Here is a 13,642-nt window from a genome sequence, read left to right as displayed (position 1 = left end):
AAGCGCGGACGTCGGTGGCTAGCTGCGCACCCTGCCCGCGTTGCACCTTGCTCACGCACAGGATCAGTGCGCAAGAATTCCCATCGCGCGCTTCTTCAGATCCAAAAAGTGAGGTTCGAATGCGACCTGAGGGGTACGCGGCCTTTCCAGTTCGATGGGCACGTCAAGTGCCACCCGCCCCGGTCGAGCTGAAAGCACAACGAGGCGCGTACCGAGAAAGATGGCTTCGTCGATGTCATGGGTGATGAAAACGACCGTGCAGTGGAGCTGCTCCCACAGCGCAGTCAAGAACGTCTGCATCGAACTGCGCGTCTGTGCATCCAGTGCGCCGAAGGGCTCGTCCATGAGCAGCACCTTCGGCTTCATCACGAGCGCGCGCGCAATCGCGACGCGCTGCTGCATGCCACCCGACAGTTCATAGGGTTTGTGCCGGGCGAAAGACTCAAGACCGATGATGCGCAGGATGGCGGCTGACTCGTTCCGGCGCTGCGCCTTGGGTACCCCATGCAGCGATGGCCCGAATTCAATGTTTTCTTCCACGCTGAGCCAGGGAAACAAGCCGGCCTGCTGGAACACGACGACACGGTCGGCTCCAGGCTGGTCCTTGATCTCGCCGTCGATATAGATGTTGCCGCGCGTGGGTGATGTCAGGCCGGCGAGCAGATGCAGCAAGGTTGTCTTCCCGCAGCCAGAGGCGCCGAGCACGGTGATGAATTCACCGCCGCGGAACTGCAGATTGATGTTTTCCAGTGCCGATGTGGCGCCGAACGTCTTATACAGTGAATCGATGACGATGTTCAAGTTCGTCTCCTGCTCGACAGTCAGACAGTCAATGGATCAATGCGCTAGCTGTTTCGAGTACTGCGGCGCGACGTTGTTGTCGAAATTCGCTGGCACGCTCGGAATGCGGCCAATCGAGTTGAGCACCTTGGCCGTGTTCACCAGAGTCAGATACGTGGCGGAAGTTTTGACGCCTGCGTCGAGGCCCATGACTTTCGGCGTTGTCTGGTCCGCGCCAGAAAATAGCTCGTAACCTGCGAGTTCGCTGGTCGCAACAGGCACAGTCACGCCCGTTGCTTTCGCCATTTCAGCGAGTGCCTGGTCGCGATTCTTCATCGTCACCTGATAGCCTTGGTCGAGCGCCGCGACGAAACCGCGGACCAGGTCCGGATGGGCCTTCGCCCACTCCGAATTCGCAATACAGACGTTGTAGCTCGACGCTTCTCGCGGCAGGTCGCCGTCCGTCTTGATCGCCTTGCCGCCGGCCGTGCGCAGCGCGCTGAATACCGGGTCCCAGACGATCGCCGCGTCGATCGCCCCGGTCACCCAGGAGGTACGCATCTGCGGCGGCGCCATATTGATCTGCGTGACAGACGCATACGGCACATGCGCAGCCGCAAGGAAGGTCGCCAGCTCGAACGAGGCCTGCGAGCCGGCGACGATCGCGATCTTCTTGCCTTGCAGCCCCGAGACGTCGTGGATGCCGCTGTCCGGCTTGACCACGATACCGGCCGCGTTCGTATAGCGCTCCTGGTTATACACGATGGTCATCGGCAAGCCTTGTGCGATAGCGGTGACGAGCGGTGGTACGCCCAGCCCGCACATAAACGTGAGGCTGTTCGATGCCAATGCACTCATCGCCGCCGGCCCCGAGCTAAAGAGCTTGTACTGGACATCGGCATTCATCTGCTTTTCGAACAGATGCTCGGCCATCGATACCATGTACGGATCGGCGCCGTTGTCTTCGTAACCAATGATCACCTCAGGCTTGCCTTGCGAATACACCGCGCCCGGAACCAGACAACTGCTCGCCAACACAGCCGCGCTCATGCCATGGACCCATTGCATCTTCTTCATTTTTCGTCTCCTCCAGTCACCCGATCAGTTATGTCCGCGCCACGGTACGACGATGTTCTCGATTTTTCGAATCGCCAGCTCCATTGCATATCCGATCAACCCGATGATCACGATGCCGACGATCACGATGGCAACCTGCAAGGCCTGTCCGGCGAACTGCACAAGCCAGCCGAGCCCACTGCTCGCCGCGATCAGTTCCGCGGCAACCAGACAGGTCCACGCCACGCCGATACCCACGCGCATCGCGGTGAAGATCTCCGGCATCGCCGAGGGCAGCACGACCTTGCGGAAGATTTGCGCGTTGCTCGCACCGAGCGTGCGGGCGACCTCGATGCGCAGTGGCGGCGTGCTTTTCACGCCCGACATCGTGCCAATGATGATCACGGGAATGGTGCCGACCAGAATCAGAATGGCTTTGGGCAATTCGCCGATGCCGAACCACACCACCAGCAGCGGAATATAGGCAAGCGGCGGAACCGGCCGGACGAACTGCAGCAGCGGATCGATGATGTCGAACACGAACTTGTTGCGTGACATCAGCAGCCCGATGGGGACGCCGATCGCAATCGCACCGACAAAACCAATAATGATGCGAAAGCAACTAATCAGGATGTCGCTGACGAGCGACTGGCCGCCGTAGCCGTTGTGGACGATTTCGACGAAGGCCTGCCACACCGCCACCGGCGAGGGCAGCGCGAACGCCGGGAAGATGCCCGCCATCGATACGGCCTGCCACAGCACGACGCACATCACGAGCACGGCGGTGGTCAACCAGTAAGAATTCAATTTCCCGTGGCCGCGGCGAATCTTGATCACCGGTTCGACCGGCGAGCCCGCGGGATGCTTCATCGTCTTTAGTCTAGGTAAGGCTCTCACCGCCGTCTCCTCAAGTTGAAAAACAATGCGCACGCCAGCGCGAAGCTCCACAGTCCGGTTCAGGTTCCGTCTCAATCAAGTATAGTCAGCGGCTACTAGGGAAGACTTTGGCTTCTTCTTGTTTCGATCTCGCCTGCTCGCCGGTTTAGTCAAGCATTCTCAATCAATAAAGCGGCGGGTAGTACCAGGCGGGAAGTTCCGATGGGGCCAGTGGCGGATGAACATTGTCTCCCGCTTTCGCGTAGCGCCGTAGCCGATTTCTTCTGATTATTTGAGTTCCGCGCGCTCATAGCCTCAAGGGCTGGCAGCCGGTCACGTTGCGTCGCAGCATGTGGCTCCCGAGTGCGTCTACGTCGAGTTTCTTTCCGAAAGCGCCGTTGCGGACGTCTCGTCACGAACAGTCGCTCCGAAATTCACCTAATCGACTCGGACGGCCAGTGTTGAATATCGTGTCTTGATTGACTGGTCGACTTACCCTGAATCCAGTTGTTCGAACGTCCTCTCACCGCCGTCATCACAGGAGCCAGCATGCCGACCCGTACTCCGTCCGCCCTTTGGGCACAGCAATTCCGACGGACACCGGAGTCGAAGACAAGTCTGCAGCACCAGATCCGCGAAATGCTGGTGGCCTCCATCCTCGACGGGCAGTTGCCGCCAGAAACTGCCTTGCCTTCGAGCCGCGAACTGTCCGAGCAACTCGGTGTGGCGCGAAATACCGTGGTGCTCGCCTACCAGATGCTCGTGGAGGAAGGCTATCTGGTCTCGCGCGAGCGCAGCGGCCACTTCGTCAACCCCGAAATGCTGGAGGGGCTGCACGGCGTAACCGTTCAGCCGCGCGTTCAGCAGCGCGTCCAGCAGCCCGACGTCGTCGGGCCCCATGGCGCCCGGTTGCCCGCCCCGCCCGCGTGGAACGCGCGCATCGTGCGTCCGCCTTCCGCCCAGCGCAACATCGTCAAACCCGCCAATTGGCAGAACTACGCATATCCCTTTATCTACGGGCAGTTCGATCAATCGCTCTTTCCTACCAACGACTGGCGCGAGTGCTGCCTGAAAGCGCTCTCGATCATGGAGATCCGTAACTGGGCGCCCGATCTGATCGAACGCGATGACGAGTCGTTGATCCAGCAGATCCGCACACGTGTGCTGCCGCGGCGCGGCGTGTTCGCCATCCCCGAGGAGATCATCGTCACGAACGGCTGCCAGCAGGCGCTCTATCTCATCGCCGACCTGCTCTGCGGCAAGAACACGACAGTCGGCTTCGAGAATCCGGGATATCCCGATGCACGCAATATTTTCATCAATCGCAACGCGCAGCTGCTCGAATTACCGATCGACGGCGAAGGGATCGACCCGGTGCACCTGCGCGACTCGCTTGCACGCTGCGATTACGTGTTCGTCACGCCGAGCCATCAGTGCCCGACCACGGCCACCATGCCGATCGCGCGCCGCCAGGCGCTGCTCGAACTCGCCCAGCAGCATGACTTCGTCATCATCGAAGACGACTACGAGAGCGAAAACACCTTTTCGGGCACGCCGCATCCCGCCTTAAAGAGCCTCGATACGGCCGATCGCGTCATCTACGTCGGCAGCCTTTCGAAGACGTTCGCTCCCGGCCTGCGTCTCGGTTACGTGGTCGGCCCGCAAGACCTCGTGCGCGAGTTGCGCTCGCTGCGCCGGCTCATGGTGCGGCACCCGGTGGCCTATATCCAACGCGCGTTCGCCACATTTCTCGCGCTCGGACACCACGACGCGCTGCTGCGCCGGCTCGCGCATGCCTACAAGGAGCGCGCCCGCGCGTTGATGGCGGCGCTCGACACCCATCTGCCCGAAGTGCGCTACGTGCCGATCGGCGGCGGCGCGTCGTGCTGGGTAGAGGGGCCGCCGTGGCTGGATTCCGCGCGCCTTGCCGACGATGCGCGCGAGGCCGGCATTCTGATCGAGCCCGGCGGCGTCTTCTTCGCCGACGAGGCCGAACACAGCCCATGGTTCCGCATGGGATTCTCCGCCATCAAGCTCGAGAAGATCGAACCCGGCGTGCGCGCGCTCGCCGAGGTCCTGCGCAAGCAGCGGCCCGCCTGAGTCTCTCAGGAAGTATGCGGGCGCTGGCCCAGGCGAAAGCTCCGCACTGGTGCTACCGCTGTCGGCAGGCAATCCCTAACGTGTCGATATACCGTACCGCGCGCGAGTCCTCGCGCAGCGGACGGCACCGGCTTTTCCACTGGAGACACGTATGGCAGACACGCTCAGCGCCCAACCCGCCGTCACGGCCGACACGCTCGCCGCCTTTTCCGACGCCTTCAACCGCCATGACGCCGACGCACTGATGGGGTTCATGACCGAAGACTGCGTCTTCGACGCGGCCGGCGGCCCCGAAGTGTACGGCACCCGCTTCGTCGGGCGTGAAGCGGTGCGCGCCGCTTTCGAAGCGGTCTTTCGCACGTTCCCCGACGCCCATTGGGGCAACGGCCGCCACTACGTCGCGGGCGATCGCGGCGTATCCGAGTGGGTGTTCAGCGGCACGCATGCAGAAGGCTGGCGGATCGAAGCGGAAGGCTGCGATCTCTTCGAATTCCGCCACGGCCTGATCGCCGTGAAGCGCGCGTTCCGCAAGGAGCGTCCGAAGCAGGCCGCCTGACCCGCGTGCAGCGGCGCAGCGAGCGCCCAGTGTTTTGAAACGAAACGTTCCATTCCATTTCAGATTTACCCATCAAGGACGGAATCCCTTGACCCTCATTGGGCGCCGAATAGCATTCAAAGCACGGCATCAATGCATGGCATTCCGCCAAACGATAACCGGAGACAGTTGATGAGCGAAAAGACCCCAACCCAGACGGCCAGCGGCCCGCAGGACATGACCCCGTCAGAGGCCTTCGTCGAAACCCTCGCGGCCAATGGCGTGACCGACATGTTCGGCATCATGGGTTCCGCGTTCATGGATGCGATGGACATTTTCGCGCCCGCCGGCATTCGCCTCGTTCCCGTCGTTCACGAGCAGGGCGCGGCGCACATGGCCGACGGCTACTCGCGCGTTTCGGGCCGCCACGGCGTCGTGATCGGACAGAACGGTCCCGGCATCAGCAATTGTGTGACCGCCATCGCAGCGGCGTACTGGGCCCATAGCCCGGTCGTGATCGTCACTCCTGAGGCTGGCACGATGGGCATCGGCCTCGGCGGCTTCCAGGAAGCCAACCAGTTGCCGATGTTCCAGGAGTTCACGAAGTACCAGGGCCACGTGACCAACCCCGCGCGCATGGCCGAGTACACCGCGCGATGCTTCGACCGCGCCATGTCCGAAATGGGCCCGACGCAGCTGAACATTCCGCGCGATTACTTCTACGGCCAGATAAAGGCCGAGATTCCGCAGCCACGCCGGCTCGACCGCGGCCCCGGCGGCGCCGAAAGCCTGAACGAAGCAGCCGATCTGATCGCGTCCGCGAAGTTCCCCGTCATCATCGCCGGCGGCGGCGTCGTGATGGGCGATGCGATCGAGGAGTGCAAGGCGCTCGCCGAACGGCTCGGCGCACCCGTCGTGAACAGCTACCTCCACAACGATTCGTTCCCGGCGAATCACCCGCTCTGGTGCGGCCCGCTCGGCTACCAGGGATCGAAGGCAGCGATGAAGCTGATCTCGCGCGCGGACGTCGTGATAGCGCTCGGCTCGCGCCTCGGACCATTCGGCACGCTGCCGCAACATGGTATGGACTACTGGCCAAAAGACGCGAAGATCATCCAGATCGACGTCGATCACAAGATGCTCGGCCTTGTGAAGAAGATTTCGGTGGGCATTTGCGGCGACGCAAAGGCTTCGGCGCAGGCACTCACCGAGCGCCTCGCGAACCGCACCCTCGCGAGTGACGCCAACCGCGCCGAGCGCACCGACCAGATCGCCACCGAGAAGGCCGCCTGGGAAAAGGAACTTGACTCGTGGACGCACGAGCGCGACGCCTACAGCCTCGACATGATCGAAGAGCAGAAGCACGAGCGCACGCCCACGGGCGGCGAGTATCTGCATCCGCGCCAGGTGCTGCGCGAACTCGAGAAGGCGATGCCCGAAGACGTCATGGTGTCGACCGACATCGGCAACATCAACTCCGTCGCGAACAGCTATCTGCGCTTCAACAAGCCGCGCAGCTTCTTCGCCGCGATGAGCTGGGGCAACTGCGGCTATGCGTTCCCGACCATCATCGGCGCGAAGGTGGCGGCACCCCACCGCCCTGCGATCTCGTATGCGGGCGACGGTGCGTGGGGCATGAGCCTCATGGAAACGCTCACCTGCGTGCGCCACAACATTCCGGTGACGGCCGTCGTGTTCCACAACCGTCAGTGGGGCGCCGAGAAGAAGAACCAGGTGGACTTCTACGATCGCCGGTTCGTGGCGGGCGAACTGGAAAGCCCGAGCTTCGCCGGCATCGCGAAGGCGATGGGCGCGGAAGGCATCGTGGTGGACAAGCTCGAGGACGTGGGCCCGGCGCTCAAGCGCGCCATCGACCTGCAGATGAACCAGGGCAAGACGACCATCGTCGAGATCATGTGCACGCGCGAACTCGGCGATCCGTTCCGCCGCGACGCGCTCTCGAAGCCCGTGCGCCTGCTCGACAAGTACAAGGACTACGTCTGAAGGACCAGGAGCAGCCCGCGCGCCGTGTAGCAAGCAGGCGCGCGCGGGCTGCGTCCGATCGCCGGCCGCAGGCGGGGCACCCGCTTGTGGCCGGTTTTCGTCTGGGCACGCCCGCAACTCGCGTGCGTCCATCCGTTTTTCCGTTCACGAGTCCATGACACCATGAAAGCCCTGAACCGTATCGTCGAAAGCGCCCGCCTCGCGCCCATGCGCATCGTGCTGTGCGAAGCCGATGACCCACGCGTGCTCGCCGCCGCGGCGCGGGCGCAGCATGAGGCCATTGCGCGCATTCTGCTCGTCGGCGACCCGGCCGCCATCCGCGCGGCCGCCGCGCGCGAGTCGGTCGATCTCGGCGAGATCACGCTGATCGATCCGCAAAAGAGCGCATGGCGCAAGGCATTCGCCGACCAACTGGTCGCGCTGCGCAGCGCCAAAGGCATGACGCCTGCACTCGCGTGGGAGGAGGCCGCGAAACCCCTCGTCTTTGCCAACCTGATGGTGCGTCTCGGCCACGCGGACGGGTCCGTAGCGGGTGCCGTTCACACCAGCGCCGACGTGGTGCGCACGGCCATCCAGCTGATCGGCGTGGAGCCGTCGTTCAAGCTCGTGTCGAGCTTCTTCCTGATGATGCTGTGCGAGCCGTTTCATCGCTATAAGGGCGGCCTGATCTTCTCCGACTGCGCACTCGTGGTGGACCCCGACGCCGCTCAGCTCGCCGAGATCGCCATGGCCGCCGCCGACAGCGCGCGCAGCCTCCTGATGGAAGAGCCGCGCGTTGCGATGCTGTCGTTCTCGACCAGCGGCAGCGCCCACCATGCGAATGTGGACAAGGTGATCGAGGCGACGCGGCGCGTGCACGAGCAGCGCCCCGCCCTCAGCGTGGATGGTGACGTGCAGCTCGATGCGGCGCTCGTGGCGGAGATCGCTGAGCGCAAGATCGAGCATTCGCAGTGCGGCGGCCACGCGAACGTGCTGGTCTTCCCGAATCTCGACGCGGGCAATATCGGCTACAAGCTCGCGGAACGCCTGGGCGGCGCGAAAGCCATCGGGCCGCTGACGCAGGGCCTGAACCGGCCCGCTAACGACCTCTCGCGTGGCTGCAGCCTCGAGGATATCTATTACGTGATCGCCACCACGGCGGTCCAGGCGCAGTCGGCCCGCCAGCGCGACGTCATGAACTCGAACGAACCCCACGCAGCATGACGCATGAGAAGGTCCTGGTACTGATCGCCGTGATCGGCGCGGCCAGTTATTTCCAGACGATCACGGGCTTCGGCCTCGGCATGATCGTCATGGGCGCCACGAGCGGCTTCAGCCTCGCGCCTCTCGCAAGCATCGCCACCCTGTTGAGTCTCGTCACGCTCGCGAACAGCGTGGCGGCGCTGCCGGGCAAGCTCCACCACATCGACTGGCGGGCCGTGGGCGCCGCGACGCTCGGTGTGCTGCCTTCGGTCGTGGTGGGCGTGACGGTGCTCGACTACCTGAGCGCCTCGGCCTCCGGCATGCTGCAATTGCTGCTCGGCGCCGTCGTGCTGTATGGCGGTTTGAGCGCCGCGCTGCGTCCCGTGCCGCTCGCGCAACGCTCGGGTGACCGCAGCTTTTTCGTGAGCGGCGTGTTCGGCGGCCTCCTGAGCGGCATGTTCGGCGTGTCGGGGCCGCCTCTCATCTTCCAGTTCTATCGACAGCCGCTCGAGCTCATCGAGATTCGCTGTGCGCTGATCCTGCTCTTTACGGTGACGTCGCTCGCGCGCGTGCTGTTCAGCGCCTGGGAAGGCGAGCTTCCCGTTTCGATCTGCGTCGAGGCTGCGCTCGCCGCACCGGTCGCAATGCTGATGACGCTCGCGGCGCGCCACTACCCGCCGCCGGTCTCTTCCGTCACGATGCGCAGGCTGGCGTTCGGCGTGCTGGTGATCATCGGCGCTTCACTTGTGCTGTGTGCGGTGAAGGAACTGATGGTTTGATGTTGGCCGGGGATGGCCCGGGCAGGAATCGATAACGGGCCGCAGGCCGCCTTCATTGCACTAACGCAGCGCCCCGATCCATTGCGCGAGACCGATCAGCCGGGCCATGTCGAGCGGCTCGCCGGAGTCGAGCGCGACGCAATGCCGGTAGTACGGGCTGAGGTCCAGCCCAACGCCTAGCCCGATCACGTCGACGTCGCGCATCGCCTCGTGGCGCGCCACCACCTCCTTGAGGTGATTGTCGAGATAGAAGGCGTCGTTCGCCTGCGCCGTGGCCGTGTCCATCGGGCTGCCGTCCGAGATCGCGACGAGAATGCGCCTCGCCTCGGCGCGGCTCGCGAGCCGCGCGCACGCCCATTCCACGGCCTCTCCGTCCACGCCCTCGCGAAACAGGTCCGGCTTGAGGAGCGCGGCGATGGCCGGGCGAGCGCGCCGCCAGCTCTCGTCGGCGGACTTGAAGACCATGTGGCAGGTCTCGTTCAGGCGCCCCGGATGCGGCGGCCGGCCGCCGCCGAGCCAGTCGGCACGCGCACGGCCGCCGTTCCACGCGAGCGTCGTGAAGCCGAGCACCTCGGTCGCGATTCCCGCGTGCTCGCATGCGCGCGCGAGCAGATCAACCATCATCGCGGCGGGCTCGATATGCGCCTTCATCGACCCCGAGCAATCGATCAGGAAACCCACCACGCAATCGCTGCCCGGCTCGAATCGCTCCCGCCTAAACACGCGCCGCTCGGCGGGCGAGCTGACGACCTGCGCGAGGCGTCGGCCGTCGATGCGGCCGTCCTCCTCGCCGAAGAGCCAGCCATCGCGCTGCGGCACCGCAATCGCCATCTGCAGCGCGCGCGCGAGCCGCGCAACGTTGATGCCGCACGCGGCGATGCGCTTGTCGAGCCGCTCCCGATACTCGCGCAGCAGCGCTTCGCGCACGCGCTCAGCGGGCCGGATCTCGCAGTCGTACTGCGTCGTGTATGCGCGATATCCATTCGCCGCCTCAGCCAGCACGCGGCTCGCGCCGGTCAGTGCCAGCGCGGGCAGCTCGACACTCGTTTCGTCGAAATCGACCCAAAGCGAAAACGACGTCAATGCGTCGTCGGGTGCGCGCGCTTGCCCGTCGTCGTCAGCTGAACGCGCGGCGCGCGCGTCGTCGAGCATCGTCGCGACGCGCTGGGCTAGCTCGCGGGCATGCTTCGCATAGGCGCGTTGATCTGCTCGCGTCGCGCGTAGCCCCGCAAGCTGCACGCCGATCTCGGGCACGATGCCGGCGCGTGTCGCTTCGATCAGATCCCCGGTCTCGTCGAGCACGGGCCAGCCGCTCACGCGCGACCATACGATCTGCGCCACCGTATAAAGCAGGATGCCGAGATCACCTTCGGTCAAGCCCGCCCGGCAATACGCGCGCGACCACGTCTCGAACCGGTGCCGCAGGTTGTGCGCGAGTCCCGGCATCCCGGGCGGCAATTGCGCATCGCAGCGCACCTGCTCGAACAGTTCGAACAGCAAGCGCTCGATCGGCGCGTCGGGAGCCAGCAGCCGGTGCAATGCCGCGTCGGAATGGAGGAGCCGCTGCGCGGCGGCGTCGGCGGCGCCACGCAGCGAGGCGAACTCGTCCTCGTAGATGTTGGTGCGCAGATGCGGCGCATAGATGGGCAATGGCCGCGACTCGCGGCAAAGCCGGCCGCCGCGATAATGCAGCGCGGCGTCGCCGGTGAGCGCGCGCACGGCGGCCGCGCATAGCGACTCGCGCCGCAGCGCCGTTCGCACGGCCTCGGGTGTGGGCGTGGTACTCACGCGCGCGGCCCCCGCTGCTCGCCGCCTTCGCCGGCCTGCGCGGTGGACGCATCGTCCAGCTCGACGCCAAAGCAGCGCTGGTAATACTCGGCGACGATCGGCCGCTCTGCCTCGTCGCACTTGTTGAGGAAGGTGAGGCGGAACGCCAGCGCGGGATCGCGGAAAATCTGGCAGTTCTCGGCCCAGTCGATCACGGTGCGCGGCGACATCAGCGTGGAAAGATCGCCGGTCGCGAACCCTTTGCGCGTCATCGCCGCCATGCTGATCATCGAATCGACGAGTTGCCGGCCCGCGTCGCCGGTCATCTCGGGCACGCGAGCGAGCACGATGCCGGCTTCCTCGTCGCGCGGAAGATAGTTGAGCGTCGCGACCACGTTCCAGCGGTCCATTTGCGCGTGGTTCAGCATCTGCGTGCCGTGATAGAGGCCGTTGAGATTGCCGAGGCCGATCGTGTTCGTGGTCGAGAACAGGCGGAAATGGGCGTGCGGGCGGATCACGCGATTCTGGTCGAGCAGCGTGAAGCTGCCGTCGCGCTCGAGAATGCGCTGGATCACGAACATCACGTCGGGGCGGCCCGCATCGTATTCGTCGAAGATCAGCGCGACGGGACGCTGCAGCGCCCACGGTACGATCCCTTCCTGGAACTCCGTGACCTGGCGGCCGTCGCGCACCACTATGGCGTCCTTGCCGACGAGATCGAGCCGGCTGATATGGCCGTCGAGATTCACGCGTACGCAGGGCCAGTTCAGACGCGCGGCGACCTGTTCGATATGCGTGGACTTGCCCGTGCCGTGCAGCCCCTGCACCATCACCCGCCTGTTGCGCGTAAAGCCGGCGAGTATCGCAAGCGTGACTTCGGGGTTGAAGCGATAAGCCTCATCCACGTCCGGCACGTGGGCGTCGCGCTCGCTGAAAGCCGGCACCATCAGGTTCGAATCGAAGCCGAAGCGCTCGCGCACCGACACCATGCGGTCGGGCCCGTCCGTCGCGCGTTCTGTGGTCATCGTGTTCTCCTTGTCGCTTTCATGACTCCATGCAGGCTTTGGCTTCATTTTCCGAAGCGGCCCGTGCCGGTCTCAGTCGCGACGCGCTGCCACGTCGAGAAGCACGGCGCGTACTCTCGGGCGCGCTCACGGATACGCGCGCGGCGCCGCAGCCATGCATAAGTGACGAGCAGCACGGCGAGGCTCGCAACGCCGAGCCAGAGCGGCTTGCGCTGCTCGGGGATGAACGCCATCGCGACGAGTATCCCCACCATGCCGGTGATCGCCACCCATGTGAGGTAGGGGAAGCACCACATCTTCACGCGCAGCTCGCCAACGGCCGACGGGTCGAGACGTTTGCGCAGGCGCAGTTGCGACAGGGCGATCAGCAGATAGACAAAGATCGCGACCGTGCCATACGAGTTGACGAGGAACGCGAACACCGTATCGGGCGACACATACGACATCACCACCGACACATAGCCGAAGACGGTGCCAAGCAGGATCGCCCGCACGGGCACGCCACGGCGGTTGACTTTTGCGAGCGCCGCCGGTGCGTCGCCGTGGCGGGTCAGCGCGAACAGCATGCGCGAGGCCGCATAAAGCCCCGAGTTGAGCGCCGAAAGCACGGCGGTCAGCACGATCGCGTTCATGATGTTGGCGGCGGCAGGCAAACCCATCACCTGGAGCGCGCTCACATAGGGCGTCGACATGGCCGGCGAATTCCACGGTACGAGCGCGACCACGAGCAGTACGGAGCCGACGTAGAACACGAGCACGCGCGTGATGACCGAGTTCGTGGCCTTCGCGACGGCTCGGGCGGGCTCGCGCGCCTCGGCCGCCGCGATCGTGACGATCTCCGCGCCGAAGTAGAAACCCGTTGCGGCGACGGCGCCGCTCAAGACCGGCCCGATGCCCTTCGGCAAGAGGCCGCCATGGCCGAGCAGCGTTGGCAATACGGCGGTCGCATGCAACGACGATGGCCACAATCCAAGGACATAGAGGCCGCCGAGGAAGAGGAAGACGATGATCGCCGCAACCTTGATCGACGAGAACCAGAACTCGAACTCGCCGTAGCTGCCCACCGAAATCAGGTTGGTAGCGCTCAGGAGCACCAGCAACACGAGGCTGATGAGCCACGCGGGCGCGTCGGGTAGCCAGAACTGGACGAGTTTGGCGCCCGCCACCGCCTCGACGGCGACCACGATCACCCAGAAATACCAGTACATCCAGCCTGTGAGGAAGCCGGCCAGCTTGCCCGGTCCGCGCCAGGTGGCGAATGCGAGACGCGCATATTCGTAGAACGAACCGACTGCGGGCATGGCGCACGCCATTTCGCCGAGCATGCGCATGACGAGCACGACGAGGCCGCCGGTGATGAGAAACGAGAGCACGGCGGCGGGACCTGTCTGCTGGATCACGACGCCGCTGCCGACAAAGAGACCGGCGCCGATCACGCCGCCTAGCGCGATCATCGTCATGTGGCGCTGTTTGAGGCCGCACCTCAGTTCCGGATTTTCCATCGGGGCTTGCATGTCACCTCCTCCTCAGATCTCGGG

11 protein-coding genes are annotated in these 13,642 nt (G+C 64.6%); 5 read left to right on the top strand and 6 right to left on the bottom strand.

Annotation, left to right across the window (positions count from 1 at the left end; genetic code table 11):
- Positions 1 to 63: 63 nt before the first annotated feature.
- The 3 genes from BMI01S_RS26540 to BMI01S_RS26530 are packed head-to-tail and all read right to left on the bottom strand — an operon-like array spanning position 64 to position 2,733.
- Positions 64 to 801 (bottom strand): ABC transporter ATP-binding protein, encoded by a 738-nt coding sequence (locus tag BMI01S_RS26540; RefSeq protein ID WP_028231989.1) that lies wholly within the window; start codon positions 799 to 801, stop codon positions 64 to 66.
- A 36-nt stretch (positions 802 to 837) separates the two neighbouring features.
- Complete coding sequence (locus BMI01S_RS26535) at positions 838 to 1,857, bottom strand: taurine ABC transporter substrate-binding protein (protein ID WP_028213991.1); 1,020 nt, start codon at positions 1,855 to 1,857, stop codon at positions 838 to 840.
- A 24-nt stretch (positions 1,858 to 1,881) separates the two neighbouring features.
- Complete coding sequence (locus BMI01S_RS26530; protein WP_028213990.1) at positions 1,882 to 2,733, bottom strand: ABC transporter permease; 852 nt, start codon at positions 2,731 to 2,733, stop codon at positions 1,882 to 1,884.
- 528 nt (positions 2,734 to 3,261) lie between these two features.
- Between BMI01S_RS26530 and pdxR the strand changes: the two genes are divergently transcribed.
- The 5 genes from pdxR to BMI01S_RS26505 all read left to right on the top strand — a co-directional run bounded on the left by pdxR (position 3,262) and on the right by BMI01S_RS26505 (position 9,312).
- Positions 3,262 to 4,812, top strand: a complete 1,551-nt coding sequence (gene pdxR, locus BMI01S_RS26525) for a MocR-like pyridoxine biosynthesis transcription factor PdxR (RefSeq protein WP_028231990.1) — start codon at positions 3,262 to 3,264, stop codon at positions 4,810 to 4,812.
- Positions 4,813 to 4,963: 151 nt separating this feature from the next.
- Positions 4,964 to 5,368 (top strand): nuclear transport factor 2 family protein, encoded by a 405-nt coding sequence (locus tag BMI01S_RS26520; protein ID WP_028213988.1) that lies wholly within the window; start codon positions 4,964 to 4,966, stop codon positions 5,366 to 5,368.
- A gap of 171 nt (positions 5,369 to 5,539) precedes the next feature.
- Complete coding sequence (gene xsc / locus BMI01S_RS26515) at positions 5,540 to 7,351, top strand: sulfoacetaldehyde acetyltransferase (RefSeq protein ID WP_028231991.1); 1,812 nt, start codon at positions 5,540 to 5,542, stop codon at positions 7,349 to 7,351.
- 162 nt (positions 7,352 to 7,513) lie between these two features.
- Positions 7,514 to 8,554, top strand: a complete 1,041-nt coding sequence (pta, locus tag BMI01S_RS26510; protein ID WP_028231992.1) for a phosphate acetyltransferase — start codon at positions 7,514 to 7,516, stop codon at positions 8,552 to 8,554.
- Positions 8,551 to 9,312 carry a sulfite exporter TauE/SafE family protein gene (locus BMI01S_RS26505; protein ID WP_028213985.1) on the top strand — a complete coding sequence of 254 codons (762 nt, stop codon included), beginning with the start codon at positions 8,551 to 8,553 and terminating at the stop codon, positions 9,310 to 9,312. The genes pta and BMI01S_RS26505 overlap by 4 nt, the downstream gene beginning before the upstream one ends.
- Before the next feature lie 60 nt (positions 9,313 to 9,372).
- Here BMI01S_RS26505 and BMI01S_RS26500 read toward each other — a convergent pair whose 3' ends face one another.
- Genes BMI01S_RS26500 through BMI01S_RS26490 form a run of 3 tightly spaced genes read right to left on the bottom strand, consistent with a single transcriptional unit; the run spans position 9,373 to position 13,606 of the window.
- Positions 9,373 to 11,100 (bottom strand): cobaltochelatase CobT-related protein, encoded by a 1,728-nt coding sequence (locus BMI01S_RS26500; RefSeq protein WP_036046006.1) that lies wholly within the window; start codon positions 11,098 to 11,100, stop codon positions 9,373 to 9,375.
- Positions 11,097 to 12,104, bottom strand: coding sequence for an AAA family ATPase (locus BMI01S_RS26495; RefSeq protein ID WP_028231994.1), 1,008 nt, complete (start codon positions 12,102 to 12,104; stop codon positions 11,097 to 11,099). Before BMI01S_RS26495 ends, BMI01S_RS26500 begins: the two co-directional genes overlap by 4 nt.
- A gap of 44 nt (positions 12,105 to 12,148) precedes the next feature.
- Positions 12,149 to 13,606, bottom strand: a complete 1,458-nt coding sequence (locus tag BMI01S_RS26490; RefSeq protein ID WP_407669072.1) for an amino acid permease — start codon at positions 13,604 to 13,606, stop codon at positions 12,149 to 12,151.
- Between the last annotated feature and the right edge of the window lie 36 nt (positions 13,607 to 13,642).

Origin of the sequence: Paraburkholderia mimosarum LMG 23256 = NBRC 106338, assembly GCF_000739815.1 — a bacterium.
Classification (GTDB): domain Bacteria; phylum Pseudomonadota; class Gammaproteobacteria; order Burkholderiales; family Burkholderiaceae; genus Paraburkholderia; species Paraburkholderia mimosarum.
The sequence above is the reverse complement of the archived record's forward strand: the minus strand, read 5'-3'. Positions and strand labels throughout refer to the sequence as shown.